Annotated in this window: 14 protein-coding genes; 12 read left to right on the plus strand and 2 right to left on the minus strand. The window is 49.2% G+C overall.

The window, feature by feature from the left end; genetic code table 11:
- Positions 1 to 23 precede the first annotated feature (23 nt).
- Positions 24 to 2,324, minus strand: a complete 2,301-nt coding sequence (locus tag AC50Y5_RS09460; protein ID WP_081419027.1) for a helix-turn-helix domain-containing protein — start codon at positions 2,322 to 2,324, stop codon at positions 24 to 26.
- Positions 2,325 to 2,494: 170 nt separating this feature from the next.
- Between AC50Y5_RS09460 and AC50Y5_RS09465 the strand changes: the two genes are divergently transcribed.
- From AC50Y5_RS09465 to AC50Y5_RS09510, 10 genes are all read left to right on the plus strand, one after another.
- On the plus strand, positions 2,495 to 3,934 hold the full coding sequence (locus tag AC50Y5_RS09465; RefSeq protein WP_081419040.1) for an extracellular solute-binding protein: 1,440 nt from the start codon (positions 2,495 to 2,497) through the stop codon (positions 3,932 to 3,934).
- 217 nt (positions 3,935 to 4,151) lie between these two features.
- Complete coding sequence (locus AC50Y5_RS09470) at positions 4,152 to 5,789, plus strand: serine/threonine protein kinase (protein ID WP_494860099.1); 1,638 nt, start codon at positions 4,152 to 4,154, stop codon at positions 5,787 to 5,789.
- A gap of 273 nt (positions 5,790 to 6,062) precedes the next feature.
- A complete protein-coding gene (locus AC50Y5_RS09475) occupies positions 6,063 to 7,619 on the plus strand; it encodes an ABC-F family ATP-binding cassette domain-containing protein (RefSeq protein ID WP_494860100.1) in 1,557 nt (518 codons plus the stop codon).
- A 259-nt stretch (positions 7,620 to 7,878) separates the two neighbouring features.
- Positions 7,879 to 8,577, plus strand: a complete 699-nt coding sequence (locus AC50Y5_RS09480) for a response regulator transcription factor (protein ID WP_046232574.1) — start codon at positions 7,879 to 7,881, stop codon at positions 8,575 to 8,577.
- Positions 8,574 to 9,929: a HAMP domain-containing sensor histidine kinase gene (locus AC50Y5_RS09485; RefSeq protein ID WP_056040715.1), complete on the plus strand. Its 1,356-nt coding sequence runs from the start codon at positions 8,574 to 8,576 to the stop codon at positions 9,927 to 9,929. The genes AC50Y5_RS09480 and AC50Y5_RS09485 overlap by 4 nt, the downstream gene beginning before the upstream one ends.
- Positions 9,930 to 9,946: 17 nt before the next feature.
- Positions 9,947 to 10,807 (plus strand): carbon-nitrogen hydrolase family protein, encoded by an 861-nt coding sequence (locus tag AC50Y5_RS09490; protein ID WP_494860103.1) that lies wholly within the window; start codon positions 9,947 to 9,949, stop codon positions 10,805 to 10,807.
- Between the two features lie 27 nt (positions 10,808 to 10,834).
- A complete protein-coding gene (locus tag AC50Y5_RS09495) occupies positions 10,835 to 11,506 on the plus strand; it encodes a GNAT family N-acetyltransferase (RefSeq protein ID WP_494860690.1) in 672 nt (223 codons plus the stop codon).
- 34 nt (positions 11,507 to 11,540) lie between these two features.
- A complete protein-coding gene (locus tag AC50Y5_RS09500; RefSeq protein ID WP_056040709.1) occupies positions 11,541 to 12,215 on the plus strand; it encodes a GNAT family N-acetyltransferase in 675 nt (224 codons plus the stop codon).
- On the plus strand, positions 12,212 to 13,012 hold the full coding sequence (locus AC50Y5_RS09505) for an MBL fold metallo-hydrolase (protein ID WP_494860692.1): 801 nt from the start codon (positions 12,212 to 12,214) through the stop codon (positions 13,010 to 13,012). Before AC50Y5_RS09500 ends, AC50Y5_RS09505 begins: the two co-directional genes overlap by 4 nt.
- A 576-nt stretch (positions 13,013 to 13,588) precedes the next feature.
- Positions 13,589 to 15,532, plus strand: coding sequence for an endonuclease MutS2 (locus AC50Y5_RS09510; protein WP_494860694.1), 1,944 nt, complete (start codon positions 13,589 to 13,591; stop codon positions 15,530 to 15,532).
- 47 nt (positions 15,533 to 15,579) lie between these two features.
- Here the strand turns inward: AC50Y5_RS09510 and AC50Y5_RS09515 are convergent, their stop codons facing one another.
- Positions 15,580 to 16,221: a thiamine diphosphokinase gene (locus AC50Y5_RS09515; protein WP_494860696.1), complete on the minus strand. Its 642-nt coding sequence runs from the start codon at positions 16,219 to 16,221 to the stop codon at positions 15,580 to 15,582.
- A 256-nt stretch (positions 16,222 to 16,477) separates the two neighbouring features.
- Here AC50Y5_RS09515 and AC50Y5_RS09520 point away from each other — a divergent pair, with 256 nt between their 5' ends.
- Positions 16,478 to 17,110, plus strand: coding sequence for a trimeric intracellular cation channel family protein (locus AC50Y5_RS09520; RefSeq protein ID WP_056040868.1), 633 nt, complete (start codon positions 16,478 to 16,480; stop codon positions 17,108 to 17,110).
- On the plus strand, positions 17,111 to 17,578 hold the full coding sequence (locus AC50Y5_RS09525) for a low molecular weight protein-tyrosine-phosphatase (RefSeq protein ID WP_056040702.1): 468 nt from the start codon (positions 17,111 to 17,113) through the stop codon (positions 17,576 to 17,578). It abuts the gene before it with no gap.
- The last annotated feature ends 20 nt before the right edge of the window (positions 17,579 to 17,598 follow it).

Raw genomic sequence — 17,598 nt, forward strand, 5'->3', positions numbered from 1 at the left:
TTAGGCTGGGAAGCAGAAAGTAGTCACCCCGGCTGATGCAGCTCCCGGTATTTGCCGGGAGTTGTTCCTTCGAACTTGCGGAAGGAGCGAATGAAATTTTGCGGATTCGTATATTGCAGCCGCTCGGAAATTTCCTTGACCGATATGTTCGTATCCTGAAGGAGGCCAAGCGCAATGCGATGACGGTGTGCCGCCAAATATTCACTGAAGGAAGTACCTGTTTCCTTGCGGAATACGCTGCTCACATAGTTCGCATTGTAATGCATGCTGGCCGCGATGGCTTCCAGTGTAAGCTCCTGGTCATACTGCTGGTGAATCAAATGAATGATCTCTTCGGAAATATTTTTATACTGTGAATTGGTTCGCTCCTCAACGGATACGATAATCGGTTCCACAATGTTTTGAAGAAACCAGTTGCGAACTTCCTTCGGAGAGTGCGGCTGGAACAAATATTCAAACAAGGAAGAATGGTCGCCAAGCTCCATCTCGTGAATGCCGAGCGACTGGGACAGATGAATCAAATCAATTAACAGCCGTGCAGTCGTCAGCTCAAAATCATGGGCGCTCAGCTGCTGCTTAAACACCGCTTCGAACAGCTCCGCCAGCGCTTCGTCGCTTTTGGCCCGATCCCCAAGCTTAATAGCATCATTCAATTCGGTCTGCAGCCGTACTGGATAAGAGGTGTTGAAGCTCAGCTTCTGCGGCAGATCCCGATAAAACATCGCCGACGAGTCGCCAAACCGCTTTAAATGCTTATAAGCCTCCATACTTTCCTCAAGGGCTGTACCCGCTGATTTCAGCTTGTCATGGTAACCGCTAAAGCCGAAGCTGACTGACAGATTCAGCACTTCTTTTACGGTGTGCGCAATTTGCTCAGCGAGTGGAACCAATTGGGCAAAAAAAGCATCCTGATTATGCTCACGGTTCAGCAGCAGTGTATTTTGCGACTGCTCGTAGACGATAGGCGCCAGCCTGTCGCTCGCATCAACCAATTCCTCCACAATATTATTCACGGCGAACAGCAGCAAATCCGTATCGCCCTTCGAATAGCTCGTCCCTTCAAAAAAATCAATGCGCAGCGTCATAACAGCATATCCTTTAAATGACGTAGGGAAAGCCAGCGTCTTAAGCCGTTCTTCAATGCTCCGGCTGTTGCTTTTTCCTTGGTAGAGCTCCATCATAAACAACGTGCGCAAGCTGTCAATCTGATTGTTCATCGTGCTTTCCAGCTCGCTTTTCTCGCGAATAACATGCCGGATTTGATCCGCAATATAGACGAAGCCGTCGCGGCTTGGTTTATCATGCTTGGACGGAAACAGCTGGAAGACGCTCACAAACAGCTGTTCAATCGGCTTGTACAAGCGTTGGGAGCCGAACCACGTCACTAGCAGCGTTATGGCAAGCAGCGTTAGGCAAATAATTACAGTAAACCAGCCAATGGCACGGGATTGCTTTGACAACGCATGGAGCGATGTAATGGAAGCGTACGTCCAGCCATTATAATCAGACTTGCGGTAAGATACCGTATAGTCTGTCCCTTCGAGCTGCGTATCAAATTGGGCAAAGGCTAAGTCCGATTCGGCAATATCCTGATAAAGCGCGGCAAATAAGCCATCAGACGGCAGCAGCTCTTCATTTTGCCCAAACAGCAGCTCGCCTCTATCATTAAATACGAGTACGGCCTCGCTATTTTTGTCAAAGGAAAGCAGCTCGTTCAAATAACAGGAAGGGATCGTCGATACCGCAAGCCCATTTTTGGTTGAAGCCGTCAGCGGCAGCTTCTTTACGAGGCTGATGCCGTATGTACAACGACTGGAAGATTGCCCTAGCAGCACGGTATTGCTGACAGGCTCCGTAATCCATTGCGAATCGAAAGGAAGCTCCTTATATTGAAGCAGCCTGTCTTTTTTGTCCAAATCACTCAGCCGGTATAAGCCGGAGTTGTCAATATACCAATTTTCAAGAGTGCTTAACAAAATAATATTTTCAATTCCTGTATCAAATGTCTGTAAATGGTTGACTTCTTGCTTGATTTGGTTAAATAATTGAAATTGTTCCACATTAAGCGGTTCCAAAATGGCAGACTTCAAAAAAGATGAATTGACGAAATATGTCATGGAATGGTCTACAGTGCGCATGACCTGTTCCACATTCATTTGCATCTGCTCCAGCTGTAACAGTTTGGATGCGTTTACATTCTGTTGAATGGTGTCGGAGGATTTCATGTAGGAGAATAGTCCAACAATAATGACTGGCAACGAACTGATTAGAAAGCCGAACAGCAAAATGCGCAAAAAATACCGATTAGGTGGGGCTGCCATCATATCTCCTCCAAAACTATTGCGAGCCACTCGCTGCACGGCTTCGCAAACTATAATTACTAGGGTATTATACCAGAAAGTGGGTCATGTTGCCTATGAATTTTGTGAAGAGACAGATTCATCGCTGCGCGAAATCGGTTTTAACGGCGTTAGCATTCGGAGCAGCTTTGCTTATGGCATCCTGCCAACTGCTCGATGAGAGCGGGAGCGCCCTGACCATGGAAGCGCCGCTTGCTTTAACTTGGACGGCCGTTCAGTACACAACGAGCCCCCCGTCTGATGTCGTGCTGGGCCATATTGAGGAAGCGACCAACACGAAGCTGTCCATTATATGGGTTCCTGATGCGATGAAGGAGGACAAGCTGAATATTGCGCTAGCCTCAGATGCGTTGACAAAAATCGTCACGATTCAGGACATTCGCAATTCTGCTTTTTTGAGTGCGGTTCGTGCCGGGACTTTTTGGGAAATCGGCCCCTATTTATCGCAATTTTCAAATCTGAACGCGATGGACAAAACCATTTTGCAAAATACATCAATCGATAACAAAATATATGGCATTTATCGTGAGCGAGACTTGTCCCGGCAAGGCATTATTTACCGCAAGGACTGGCTCGACAAGCTGCATCTGGAGACGCCGACGGATCTGGAAAGCCTATATAAAGTAATGGAGGCATTCACGAAAAATGATCCTGATGGCAATGGCATAAATGATACCTATGGCCTAACGGATCGCAACGATTTGAAGTTTGGCGCTTTTCAAACGCTGGCCTCGTATTTTGGCGCGCCAAATGAGTGGGGCTGGATGGAGGGAAGTCTGCAGCCGGCATTTATGTTCAGCGCATACAAGGATACGATGAAATTTATGCGGAAGCTGTATGAGGAAAAATTGATGAATGAGCAGTTCGCAGTCACTAGCAAACAGCAGCAATGGGAGGAATTTACGGAGGGGCGTGCGGGCGTTTATATCGGCAATATGGATGATGCCCGAAATTTATATAAGGCGCTCATTCAGCGCAACCCGAAGGCTGAGCTTGATTTGCTGAACCGGATCAACGGGCCTGACGGCAAGCCGCATGTATGGTCGCAGGCGGGGCATAACGGCATATTCGTATTCCCAAAATCGCAGGTGAAAAGCGAGGCTGAGCTGCTGCGTATTCTTGCCTTTTTTAATCGGCTTGCTGATCCAGAGCTTATTTATATGCTGAATTATGGCGTTGAAGGCATTCACTACAAGCTGGAGAATGGGGATATGGTTGAGCTGCTCTCCAATGAAAGCGAGCGATGGGAGCAGGAGGTGCGGCCGCTTATTTCGCTGATGGGGGTAAGGGCGCTTGCTATTCGGCCTCAGGGTGATCCGCTTAGGGAAAAAAGCGACCGTTTGACAGAGGAAAATCGCAGCTTTCTCGTTATTAACCCTGCAGCCTCGCTTGATTCTCCTACTGCTAACGAGCGTGGCGGCGAACTGAATATTATTATTCAAAACGCGACTAATTCCTTCATTCTTGGCTTGCTTGACGAGCAAGGCTTCAACAAGGAAGTACAGCGGTGGAAGCTGCTTGGCGGCGATCAGATTATTCAGGAGCTTAATGCGGGATATGCAGGAAGATCGTAATATTTGCTTAGTGAATAATGCTCAAATAGTCATTCATTTTTTTATGTTTGCATGTTATACTAGGCGTTAAAACTTAGCGTTTTTTCTAAGGATTATAAATAAGCGTCCTTATAATGTTAACTGAATATAAGTATGGGAAAGCATCCCGGCTGAAAGACGAACGCCATTCGTCTGTCCAGTCGGGATTTTTTGCATTCATACGGAAAGGGTGGGATGAATGGAAGGAAGCGGAGCGGAGGTTGAACTCCCGCTTTGGGAGACGGGTTCAATAATAGCGGATCGCTATGCAATTATCTCAGTGCTCGGCAAGGGTGGAATGGGCATCGTATATGCGGTGGAAGATCGAAAGCTGCAAGGCAAGCTGCGGGCCATTAAAATTACGCCTATATCTATAGAGGAGGTTGCGGGCGGGACTCATTCGTTTAACGCAGAAGCAGCCATGCTGGTGCGGTTAAATCATCCGAATCTCCCTCATATAGTGGATGCGTTTCCGATACATAAACAATCTGTCTATGCAGTTGTGATGGACTTCATTCATGGAGAAACGCTTGCAGCACAGTTTCAAAAACGACAGCGCCAAATAACACTGTTAGAGGTGACCCAGCTTGGACTTCAGTTGTGTTCGGCACTTAACTATCTGCACCGTCAAACGCCGCAAATGGTTCACCGGGATTTAAAACCATCTAATGTCATGATAGAGGATGGGAGCGGACATTTGCGCCTGATTGATTTTGGCATTGCAAGGCAGGTTAAGGCAAATGGCGAACAAGATACGGCAAAGCTTGGAACGCTGGGCTTTGCTGCTCCCGAACAATACCAGGGCAGCGGCCGAAGCGATTCCCGAACCGATGTATATGGGCTTGGCGCACTGCTCTATTATTTGGCGAGCGGGGGCGAGTACTATGAGCCTGTACCCGTTGTTCCACGCCTAGAGTCTCATTTCAAGTGGAAGGGGCGAATGAAGACAGAGGGCTCTGCCATGCTGGCTCATGTACTTAGCCGGATGCTCGCCTATCGGCTTGAGGAGCGCACCGCAAATATGGAGCAAGTAGAGCGCGAACTGCTGGCTATCGTTCAACTGAGTGGCGATCATGTCCGTCTGTCATCGGGCTTCCCAGGCAGGCAAGGTCACATTAGCGCGGCAAATGGAATAACGATTGGCGTGTGGCCATTGTCACCCGGAGCGGGGGCAACCTTTGCAGCTATTACATTAGCCAAGCTGCTTGGTCAAGGGGGATTGAGCTGTCTTGCAGCTGAATTTCCAAGTAATCGGCCGGAATGGCATGCGCTCCTGCCCTCCCAATATGCGAGTGGAAGGCAGGTCTTCCATCATTATTGGACTTGGCAGGAAGGCGTTATTCAATGGCTTGCCCAAAAACCTGCCCAAATGGAGCAAGAAACGTTCGACTTGGAAAAATGGGAGCTTTATTTGCATCAGCGGCATTATGATGTGAAAATTGTCGATGTTTCCAGCTTCAATGAGCCGGCAGCAGGCGAGTGGTTAACTCGGTGCCAACTGGTCTGTATAGTCGCCGATCCTTTTCCGGCAAAATGGCAGCAGCCACAGCTGCGCCGCCTTCAAACGCTTCAGCAGAAGCTGAATGCTCAGGAAGGTCGTCTCGTATGGCTGGCGAATAAGGATAACCGCTTCGTGGAGCGGGAGCAATGGCTGCAATTACTGCCGGAGCGGCCACTAGCAGCGCTGCCTATGCTGCCAGCAGCTGAATGGCTTAAAGTGCTTTGGAGCGGCAAATGGGTGACGGAGGACAAACGGCTTTGCATGCCTGTAAAGCAGTCATTTGATCCGCTGCTTGTGTTAATTAGCCGAATGCTGAATAAGGGGAAAGGGAAATGAGGATGCCGAAGATGCCGAAGATGCTAGACAGTACCCTTCAAGAGACAAAATCCGCATTGATTTTTACACAATAGCGCAGCTCTTGTGGTACAATAGGTCGGGCATAAACATATATAAGCTTAAAAACGACAAGTATTGCGTACCGACACGAAGACCGAATAGGCTAGGTGTTGCGGGCGTTTTCATACGATGAGGCTTTGTTTGTCATACACCCAACACGGGAATGGAGCAAATCCTCGCGATAAACAAGTGCATGAATGGAGCTAAGTAGAAATGAGTTTATTAACAGTAGAGCAACTATCCCATACGTTTGGCGACCGCGTTTTGTTCAAAAACGTATCGTTCCGCCTGTTGGCTGGCGAGCATGTTGGCCTTGTAGGCGCTAACGGAACGGGAAAATCGACAATGATGAACATTTTGACCGGAAAGCTGCTGAAGGATGAAGGCAAAGTAGAATGGACACCACGCGTGCGCTATGGCTATCTAGATCAGCACACGAAATTAACGCCAGGCAAGACGATTCGCGATGTGCTGAAGGATGCATTTTCACCGATGCTGCTGCTGGAGCAGGAGCTGAATGATATCGCGCTGCAAATGGGCGATGCCGATCCGGATACGCTGGAGCAGCTGCTCGAGCGGATGGGCGAAATTCAGGAAGAGCTGGAAATTGGCGATTTCTATTTAATCGATGTCAAGGTCGATGAGATGGCGAATGGGCTAGGACTGAATGCGGTTGGGCTTGAACGCGACGTAACGGCTTTGAGCGGCGGACAGCGGACGAAAGTTTTGCTTGCCAAGCTGCTTCTAGAGAAGCCGACCGTCTTATTGCTCGATGAGCCTACGAACTATTTGGATGAAGAGCATATTAATTGGCTCACGAACTATCTGAAGTCGTACCCTTATGCGTTCGTCCTGATTTCCCATGATACGGGCTTTATGAACCAAGTGGTAGATATCATTTACCATTTGGAGTTTGCCAAGCTGACGCGTTATTCTGCCAACTATGAGAAATTCCTTGAGATGGCAGATATGAACAAAGCCCAGCATATTGATGCCTACGAGAAGCAGAAGGATTTTATCAAGAAGCAGGAAGACTTTATTTCGCGAAATAAAGCGCGTGCTTCGACTTCTGGACGGGCGAAGAGCCGTGAGAAGCAGCTTGACCGGATCGATCGTATTGACAAGCCGGAGGAAGCGGCTAAGCCGACCTTTGGTTTTAAAGAGGCCCGTACTAGCGGTAAAACGGTATTCGAGGCGGACGGTTTGTCCATTGGCTATAATAAGCCGCTGCTGCCTAAGATGAACATGCTCATTGAGCGCGGTGACAAAATTGCCATCGTAGGCTGCAATGGTGTGGGCAAATCAACGCTGCTCAAAACGATTCTTGGCGTTGTTCCGGCGCTAGACGGTAAAGTTTATCGCGGGGATTATTTGCATCCGGCCTATTTCGAACAGGAAGCCAAGGCGCCTACGATGACGCCGCTGGATGATGTATGGAATGAATTTTCGCATATGACGCAAAGTGAAGTTCGTGGAGCTCTTGCCCGTTGCGGCTTGAAAAATGAGCATATTACGCGGGCGCTCAACCAATTGAGCGGCGGCGAGCAGGCGAAGGTTCGTCTTTGCAAGCTGATGCTGCGCGAAAGCAACTGGATTTTGTTCGATGAGCCAACGAACCATTTGGATGTCATTGCAAAAGCCGAGTTGAAGCGCGCGCTTAGCGTATTCAAAGGCACCGTCGTTCTCGTATCCCACGAACCTGATTTTTACGAGGATTGGGTTACGAAAACTTGGGATGTCGAAAGCTGGTCCATGCAAACCCAAATTTAATCGGGTTGCAGCCTGAAATATAGGAAAGTATATGATTTTGCCATCCTTTCTCTATATTTCTCGGAATGAAACGTGCCGCGCCGCCAGAGGACGGCTTTCGGCCGTTTCACCTTGATCGTAATAACGCTTGAAGAAAACAAGCAAGCCGGACTGCAAGCGGCAGTAGTCCGGCTTGCTTGCATTTCAATTGAATATTCCTTTATGATGAGTACAAAACGGGTCCATGCAGACTATTTGCTAAGGTAGGTGAACGCTTAAGATGAAAGAACGTGTCCTGGTAGTAGAAGATGAAGCAGGCATATCCCGCATTTTACAGCTTGAGCTTGAGCATGAAGGTTATACAGTAGGCACGGCTTTGGACGGACGGACAGGCTATGAAATGGCTTCGTCAGGGGAGTGGGAGCTCGTGCTGCTTGATGTCATGCTGCCGGAGCTTAACGGTATTGAGGTGCTGCGCCGTCTGAGACAGGCGGGCAATGCAGTTCCAGTCATATTGCTTACAGCGAGAGATACCGTTCCCGATAAAGTAAGCGGCTTTGAGCATGGAGCTAACGATTATATTACGAAGCCGTTTGCGATGGAGGAGCTGCTGGCGCGCGTTCGCAATATTTTGCGCATATTCCAGCAAAATCCCCGTGAATCCGAAGGCTCGGATATGATTAAGGTAGGCGATTTGACGATTGAATTGCGTACGCGCAAAGTTTTCCGCAAAGATATTATAATCGAGCTGACGCCGCGAGAATTTGAATTGCTCGTTTATTTGGTTGAGAACAAAAATGAAGAGAAATCCCGTGAGGATATTCTCTCCGAAGTATGGGGATATGATTTTATCGGCGAGACGAATCTGGTCGATGTGTATATCCGTTACTTGCGGCAAAAGCTGGACAAGGGCTACCGCCACAAGCTTATTCATACCGTTCGGGGTGTTGGTTATATGGTCAAGGAGCCTGACGCATGACGCTGCGTAAACGATTTACGCTCTTCACGATTTTCTGGCTCATTTTTATATTGATTTTGTTTAACATTTTCGTTTATTTTTATGTCATTAAAATTACGACAGAAAGCGAAGAGCGCGTCATCGCGAACAAAGTCAATCTCATGCTGGAAAATCCGCAAATCCAAAGCGGCAAAGGGCTTAACAATTCGGATTTGCTTAGTGAATATTATAATGTGAATGAAATGATTCGCATTGTGCAGCCAGATAGCAAGGTCGTCAATATTACAGGCTCGGACCCTGTGCTGCTGGGGCTTCCAGCAGCTTTCGACAGCCAGCATGATACCGGAATGATTTCGAAGGGCGGCGAACGTATTTTGTATATGCGCGTTCCCCTATACGATGGGACCGAAATCGTCGGCATGCTGGAAATTAACAGAGTACTTAACGAGCTGGACAATTATTTGCAAATTTTAGTGGCCGCTCTCACGGTAACAAGTGCGGGTGCGATTTTGTTCGCGATATTCGGTACGTATTGGTTTACGTCCAGACTGACAGCGCCCATCCAGCAAATGGTCACGACGATGCGAGAAATCGACCGAAGCGGGAAGCTGCGGGTTATTGAGACGACCAGCCACGAGGAATCCGCGGAGCTGCAGCAGCTGATCCGAGCTTTCAATCAGATGATTGAGCGGCTCGATCGTACGTTCGAGAAGCAGAAGCAGTTCGTGGCAGACGCATCTCATGAGCTCAAAACGCCGCTGACGGTCATTTCCAGCTACGCCAATATGCTTAAGCGCTGGGGACGCGACGATGCCGCAGTGCGAGATGAAGCGATTGAAGCGATTGACCGAGAAGCGAAGCGGATGCAAAATTTGACCAAGTCCATGCTTACGCTTGCTGAAGCTGAGCAAGAGGATTGGCTGAAGCAGGAGCAGTTCGATGTCGTTCAGGCTATTGATGAGCTGGCAGGCATGCTGCAGACGACGTTTCATCGTCCGATTCGGATTAAAACAAGCTCGAAAATCATCAGAATGTATGGCGATAAAGAAAAAATTAAACAACTGTTCGTCATTTTGCTTGACAATGCCATAAAGTATAGTAAGGATTCGATTGATGTTTCGGTTAGCCAAGTGAAAACAATCGTCAAGATTGAAGTCAAGGATAGAGGCGTAGGCATTCCAGAGAGTGACCTGCCGCATTTGTTTGAACGTTTTTATCGGGTCGACGGTGCTAGAAGCCGTGCGACTGGCGGGGCCGGACTCGGTCTTTCCATTGCGAAGCGAATTGTTGATTTGCATGATGGCAAGGTAGATGTATTCAGCCAGCAGGATATTGGCACGACGATTACATTGCAATTTAAACAACGAAAGTAACGGTAGGAGGGTCGGTTTTGAAATATAGAGTAGCGGCCGTTCAATACAAATTGGCCGACATCAGCTCATTTGAGCAATTCGCCGAGCAGGTCGCGCATTATGTGCGCAATGCCTCAGAATACGGCACACAGTTTCTGTTATTTCCTGAGTTTTTTACAACGCAGCTGTTGTCCATCAGCGACAACAGCGGCAAACCCTTATCATTTGACAAACTCCCGAGTTTTACAGCTGCCTATGAAGAACTGTTCGCCAAGCTGGCGGCGGAATACAATATGCACATTGTAGCAGGAACCCATGTCGTAGAAGCGGAAGGCGGCAAGCTTCGCAATGTTGCGCATTTGTTTCATCCGGATGGTAAGATCGACCGTCAGTCGAAAATCCATTTGACGCCAACGGAAGTGAGCGATTGGGCGATGTCGCCGGGAGAAGGGCTGGAAGTGTTCCAAACCCCATATGGCACGATTGCCATGTTAACCTGCTATGATATCGAATTTCCGGAAATTGTGCGGATGGCGAGGGCAAAAGGGGCGGACGTCATTTTTTGCCCATCCTGTACGGATGATCGCCATGGCTTTTATCGCGTTCGATATAGCGCTCATGCACGGACGATAGAGAATCAAGTCTATGTGGTGACGACTGGTACAGTGGGCTCGCTGCGGAAGGTCGATTTTATGCGGGCCAACTTTGGGCAGGCGGCGATTTTGTCGCCAAACGATATCCCCTTTCCGCCGGGCGGCATTTTGGCAGAAGGAATCATTAATGATGATATGCTCGTTGTGGCTGATCTTGATTTGAAGCTGCTGGAAGATGTGCGGACCGCAGGCTCCGTTACGACATGGCGGGACCGTCGCACCGATCTTTATACCGATTGGTATTAAAGCTTTCCCTGGCAGAAGGGATGTGGCATTATTCGTAAGCAATTATATGTATATCATGAGGGCGTACCAGTAGAGGCAGTAATAAGACAATACACGGAGTTGGATTTTGAAGGGCTGATTGATGTGCAGCGCGAAAGCTTCCCGCCACCATTTCCTGCGGAATTATGGTGGAGCAAGGAGCAGCTTGCCGAGCATGTTTCCCGGTTTCCCGAAGGAGCGCTTTGCGCTGAAGTTGGTGGCAGGCTTGTCGGCTCGATGACAGGCCTTATCGTTCATTTGGACGATTACGGACATTCGCACAGCTGGGAAGCGATTACGGATAATGGTTTTATTCGCAATCATAACCGCAGCGGCGATACGCTTTATGTGGTAGATATTTGTGTAATTCCAGAGTACCGAAAGTCGGGCATTGGAAAATGGCTAATGCAGACGATGTATGAGACGGTCGTGCACCTGCAGCTTGAAAGGCTGCTTGGCGGCGGGCGGATGCCCGGCTATTATCGCTATGCAGAAGAAATAACACCGGAAAGTTACGTTAGCGGGGTCGTAGCTGGAAAATACAGCGACCCTGTTCTTTCATTCCTGCTCCGCTGCGGCCGTACGCCGACAGGCATAGCGGCAAATTATTTGGAAGATGAGCAGTCCTGTGGCTATGCCGCACTGATGGAATGGCGCAATCCATTTTTTGCTGCCGATTAAATAACAACCGATACATAAGGAGAGGGGATATTTTATGCTGTACCATCGAATTACCTCCATTGATGACCCTTATTTTGCTGAGCTGCATAAGCTGCTTCAAACGATTTTTCCGCCGGAGGAAGTGCTGGCTTATGAGCTGTGGAGAGAACCGCTTGAGGATGCTGGCATCCATGTTTATGTTGCGGTAGAAGATGGCAAAGTAGTAGGCTCCACCGAATATCGTTATTATCCTGAGCTGCGCGTAGCGATGACTGACTTCACTATTATCGGACAAGCGGGCAAGGGCATTGGCCGCTTCCTGCTGCGTGCTAGAGAAAAGGATTTGGCGCGTCTGGCTGAACAATCCGGTACAGAATCAATCGGAATGTTCGCGGAAATTTATAACCCCTATGAAACGAAGGAGCAGCATGCATTTGGCGGCGTAACGCCCATGAATCCATTTGTGCGCCGCGAAGTATTGTCGCATATTGGGTATAACCGATTGGATTTCCCATATGTGCATCCTTCTTGGGATCATGAGGGTCAAGCGGTAACAGGACTTCAGCTCAGCTTCCTGCCTGCGGATGAAAATATGGCATTTTTGCCGGCTTCGCTCATCGTAACTTTCCTTGAAGGCTATTATGAGGCGCTGCCTAACAAGCCGCAAGCTTGGCTGGATATGATCAATCAGTTGCGACAGCAGGAGCAGGTCGCGCTGCTGCCGCTATAATGCGTATTACCTTTCGTGGAACAGGCGATTCGATGGGCGTTCCGCGTGTTTATTGCAGCTGCGCTGTATGTGAAGAGGCGAGAAGCACGGGCATTAATCGCCGTTTGCGTTCACTCGTACAGCTTGATGGATTGGGTGCAGAGCCTGCAGGTGGAGCTGATGATCCGGTTTGGATTGACTGCGGTCCTGATTGGGGAAGGCAAATGGAAGCGGCTGGACTCAGGTTCGTCAGGCGGATTTTAATTACCCATGCCCATTTTGACCATATTGGCGGTCTTGTGGAATGGGCCGACGCTTGCCGTTGGCTGAACGTCAAGGGCGAGGCTTTTGCAGCGGCTGAGGTGATTGGCGAAATTAATGCGCGTTTTCCTTGGCTGCAGCGGCAAATTGATTTTCATGCCATAGACGGCGGTAATCTGCGAATGGGCAATTGGGATATAAGGAGCTGGCGTATCAATCATGGCAAAAATGGCTATGCGTATGCTTTTCGTTTTGATCATGCGGTCGAGAAACGCTCCTGGGCTTATTGCTCAGACGCGATTGGGCTAACGGACGAACAGCAGCAGCCGCTTTATGGTCTTAATCTGCTTGTGCTCGGAACAAGCTTTTATAAAGAGCCCTTCGCCTATGAAACCCGCTCTGTTTATGATGTAACGGAAGCGCTTGAACTGCTTCAACTTTGGCAGCCGAATCATACGATATTTACCCATATGTCTCATGACATTGATCTGAATAGCGATTATGGGCTTCCAACCTCTGTGCAATTTGCAAGGGCAGCCCTTGAAGTGACGGTATAGCTAGGCCTAGACCAATGTACCATATGCAGCATGAAGTTTCTTGCGAATACCTATGGGGTTGACAAGGAGCTTGTTTTTGAAGTAAGTTGAAGATATATATTGTTGGCTGGATGGTTCAGGAAGGGGTTTATTTTATGTTGACAGGTGTTCTTAACTCATAAATTGGATAGATCAGATCGCGCTTGAAGGCGAATGGAGGCTTGCCGGCTGCTTTGTGCAGTTGAGGCAGGTTTCTATGAATGTATCTTCATCAGCGCTCTGATACCAAGAGTTAAGAACATGTGGACTCCGCCTGAATGCTATTCGGCAGCGGCCTGACCACCGTGCTCTTGCAGCACGGTTTTTTTGCGTTATTCGCGCTAATGACAACCGTATTTGTGTGGCGGTTACATTAGGCATGATTAATGCTTGGTTAGGTACAGCAGCCGTTTAAAACAGGAATGGGACGCTCATGCGTTCTGTTCCTGTTTTTTTTGTAATTATGCTTTGATAGGTGCACCAAACGGTTGATTACGAATCATTCACGCCAACGAAATGGGAAATACAACCGATTATAATGAGGAGCGATAGAAAATGATGCACGAAGCTACGCTAACGCGTTTGGAATATGACAAATTAAAAGAACAATTGATCGGCTATACGGTTTCTCCAGCAGGGAAAATATTAGCGGAACGCCATCTGCCCAGTATAGAAATGAGGCAGATTCAAGCATGGCTGTTGGAGACAGAGGAAGCTTCCGCCTTGCTGGCAGCGGGGGCAAGCGTTCCCTTATCCGCTATGGAGGGGATTGATCCTTTTCTGGCACTGCTTGGCAAAGGACGCATTTATGTTGAGCAGGAGCTGGAGCAATTGCAGACATGGCTCGCTTCTGTCATGCAAATGCGCAGATACATGGCGAGCAAACGGGCAATTGCCCCGATCATTGCCAGCTATGCAGATTCCATGCATGATTGCCCGCAGCTGCGCGAAGAGCTGAGCCGCTGTATTCGCTACGGAAGCCTCACCGATCAGGCAAGCGCTTCGCTCGCGGAAATTAGGAGGCATCGCTACGCGGTCGAGGACAAAATCAGTCGTAAAATGGAAGCTTCGCTTTCTAAATACAAAGCAGCCTTGCAGGAGCCGATAGTGAGCAAGCGGAGCGGCCGGCTTGTTATTGCAGTAAAGCGCGAGCTGCGCAAGCAGGTACCGGGTACGGTGTGGGATGAATCGGCCAGTGGGCAAACCTTATTCGTAGAACCGGTTGATGTAGCCGATTTGCAGGTCGAGCTGCGGCAGTGGGAGGCGGAGGAGGAACGCGAACGCACCGTTATTTTATCGGGTTTATCCGATCTGGCTGATGCGCACGAAGCTGAGCTAAAACTTAATTTAGAGGCGATGGCCTCCTTCGATTTCATTATGGCGCGCGGCAAGCTTTCGCGTTCCTACGATGGGAAATCGTTTCAATTAACCGATGAACCTCTCATCTCTTTATCGCAGGCTCGTCATCCATTGCTTGGCCCGTCGGCAGTTCCACTTGATGTGGAGCTTGGTACGAGCTGGAGTCAGCTCATTATAACAGGGCCCAATACAGGCGGGAAAACAGCAACACTGAAAACAATCGGCCTGCTTGCACTGCTCGCTCAGTCAGGGCTGCTTGTTCCGGCAAAGGAAGGGAGCCGATTCGGCATTTTCCGCACGATTATTGCCGATTTAGGAGATGGGCAAAGCTTGGAGCAATCTTTAAGCACCTTCTCCTCGCATATTCGGGTGCTCAGAGAAATGCTGGAATCTGCCGAACCGCGCTCCTTGCTGCTGCTGGATGAGCTGGCGGCTGGCACCGATCCCGGAGAAGGTATAGCTCTATCTATTGCCGTGCTGGAGGAGCTTCACCAGAAGAGAGCTTTAACGGCGGCAACAACACATTTTAATGAGATTAAGCAATATGCTTCCCGTACGAGGGGCTGCATGAACGCGCGGATGGCTTTTGATCCGCAGACGCTGCTTCCGCTGTATCAATTGATCATTGGGGAGGCAGGCGAAAGCCAAGCCTTCGCCATTGCCCGCCGTTACGGTTTGCCGGAGCGGGTTATGCAGCGGGCGGAGCAGCTCGCAGTTAACCGCCAGCAGGTCATAATGTTAAACCCAGATGCTGCAGCCGTGCATGCCGAAGATAGTAGCGAAGCTCATACGGAGATTGATGTCAAAAATAGCAGCAAAAAACAAGAGGGCGCCGGTAAAAGCGCCTTGCAGCCCTTTCAAGCGGGCGATGCGGTATGGATTTATCCGCTCAAGCGCCTGGGTATCGTTTTTCGTCCGGCTGATGCCCGTGGAGAAGTCATTGTTCAGGTGCAGGGCCGCAAGCTGGCCTTTAACCGAAAGCGGCTCAAGCTGTCGATCAGCAGGGAGGAGCTTTATCCTGGGGAAGATTATGATATGAGCATCGTCTTCGATTCCAAGGAGAATCGCAAGCTTCGCAAACAGCTGAGCCGCAAGCATGTGGAAGGGCTGGTCATCGAGATGGAGCCAGAGGCTTTTGAGTAATGCTTGTGCTTTTAGTTCCTCATTGTTTAATGTTTAATGTTTAATGTTTAATCGCGGCTTTGAATAATGAGCAGCAGCCCAGCATCAATCGTAATGCTGCCTTCCGTCTCCGTCAGTATATTGCTAATGCCAAGGGATTGGCCAATTTGCAAGTTTGCTTTTTGCAGAGGATACTGAAAGCCAGTTAGCGTAATGCCGGAAACAGCAGAAGACAAGGGCAGCAGGGAAACATTCGCATACAGCCCTTTCTGTATTATTCGTTTAGAGGAAGTAACAGTAATACAGTTATGTTGGTCGATAATACAGGCGGGGATACCCCGCTGTTCGGCGAGCATCAGCAGCTGTACATTCGATAACGAATGGTCAAAGCGGGTGCCTAAAGCACCCAGTAAAATAATTTCATCTGGATTTTGCTCCAGCGCATAACGCAAAGCCATTTCTGTATCCGTATAGTCTTTATAAATCGGATCACAGGTGATGAGCTCCGTGCTGGCGGAACGTATTTGCTCCAGCTGCTCGTCAGTGACCGAATCAAAATCGCCGATTGCGAGCTGTGGGGAATATCCCTGCTCCACCAAAAATAGTGCGCCGCGGTCTGCGCCAATGCGGAAGGCATCCTGCTTCAGATGAGGCAGTGCCCAAGTTCCAAGCTCGCCGCCTGAGCAAATGACTATTCGTTGTGGCATAATCGCTTCCTTCTTTCTTTATCACTTTTGTAGCTTTGCCGCCAAAGGACGGCGACAGCCGTTTCACCTTGTAGCTTGTCGCTTTTGCTAGTATATAGCTACTTTGAGCAGGAACACCAGCAGCAGACGGAAAATCGGCAGAGATTTGGCGAAATATGTCGTTGCTTTACGAAAGCGGCGGGGCTAAAATGGGAAAGGACATACCGTCTGATAGATGACATCGGACGGGAGAACGGAAGCGGGGGCGTACACGTTGGATTTGGAGATTTTTGGCGTATTCAGCATCATCGGCACCATTGCCTTTGCCGTCAGCGGCGCGGTTGTGGCAATGGAGGAGGAATACGACATACTTGGCGTTTTTGTGCTGGGCCTGGTTACGGCGTTTGGCGGGGGGGTAATAAGGAATTTGCTGATCGGCGTTCCGGTTACCTCGCTTTGGAGCCAGGGGAGCTTGCTGAAAATCGCGCTCATCGCGATGACGATTGCTTTTTTGCTGCCGGTTAAATGGATTTATACGTGGCGCAAAAGCGAAGCTTTTTTCGATGCGATCGGTTTATCAGCCTTTGCGATTCAGGGCGCGTTGTATGCGACGCAAATGAACCACCCGATCAGCGCGGTGATGGTAGCGGCTATGCTGACAGGCATCGGCGGAGGCATCATTCGCGATGTACTGGCAGGGCGCAAGCCGCTTGTGCTGCGGGATGAAATTTATGCCGTTTGGGCGATGATTGGCGGCTTGGTTATTGGCAAGGGCTGGTTTCATTCAACACTCGATTTGCTGTTCCTGTTCGTGCTTATTATCGTGTTCAGGATGCTGTCGGTATATTACAAATGGAAGCTGCCGCGCCGCTCGCTGCGGGAGAAAATTGTTCAGGAGAAAGGAGAAGCCTAAATGAAGCAAAAAGTGTTGTTTGTTTGTCTTGGAAATATTTGCCGTTCACCGATGGCGGAGGCTGTTTTTCGCAGCAAGGTGGAGCAGGCGGGGCTGTCAGAGCAAATTATTGTAGATTCGGCGGGTACGGGAGATTGGCATATCGGCCATCCGCCGCATGAGGGCACACGCAAAGAGCTTGACACGAATGGCATATCCTATACAGGGATGAAGGCACGTCAGTTCACACAGCAGGATGATGCGGATTTTGACTATATTGTCTGTATGGATACGAAAAACGAGCGCGATGTGCGTGAAATTCTCGGAACGCGTGTGGGGAATGCGGAAGTGCTGACCTTTATGAGCCTGCTGCCCGAGCGTGGCGTAGCGGATGTGCCAGATCCTTATTATACGGGACAATTTGATTATGTATTTGAATTGGTGGATGCAGGCTGCGAGCGGCTGCTGGACCATGTGAAGCTTAAGTAACCAAGTTAAGCGAGCATGCA

Source organism: Paenibacillus sp. JT22N7, assembly GCF_059383875.1.

What these genes read in the sequence shown, in the direction of transcription:
- AC50Y5_RS09525 (WP_056040702.1), top strand. Translation starts at nt 17,111, where the DNA reads ATGAAGCAAAAAGTGTTGTTTGTTTGTCTTGGAAATATTTGCCGTTCA.
- AC50Y5_RS09460 (WP_081419027.1), bottom strand. Translation starts at nt 2,324, where the DNA reads ATGATGGCAGCCCCACCTAATCGGTATTTTTTGCGCATTTTGCTGTTC.
- AC50Y5_RS09480 (WP_046232574.1), top strand. Translation starts at nt 7,879, where the DNA reads ATGAAAGAACGTGTCCTGGTAGTAGAAGATGAAGCAGGCATATCCCGC.
- AC50Y5_RS09510 (WP_494860694.1), top strand. Translation starts at nt 13,589, where the DNA reads ATGCACGAAGCTACGCTAACGCGTTTGGAATATGACAAATTAAAAGAA.
- AC50Y5_RS09485 (WP_056040715.1), top strand. Translation starts at nt 8,574, where the DNA reads ATGACGCTGCGTAAACGATTTACGCTCTTCACGATTTTCTGGCTCATT.
- AC50Y5_RS09465 (WP_081419040.1), top strand. Translation starts at nt 2,495, where the DNA reads ATGGCATCCTGCCAACTGCTCGATGAGAGCGGGAGCGCCCTGACCATG.
- AC50Y5_RS09500 (WP_056040709.1), top strand. Translation starts at nt 11,541, where the DNA reads ATGCTGTACCATCGAATTACCTCCATTGATGACCCTTATTTTGCTGAG.
- AC50Y5_RS09475 (WP_494860100.1), top strand. Translation starts at nt 6,063, where the DNA reads ATGAGTTTATTAACAGTAGAGCAACTATCCCATACGTTTGGCGACCGC.
- AC50Y5_RS09470 (WP_494860099.1), top strand. Translation starts at nt 4,152, where the DNA reads ATGGAAGGAAGCGGAGCGGAGGTTGAACTCCCGCTTTGGGAGACGGGT.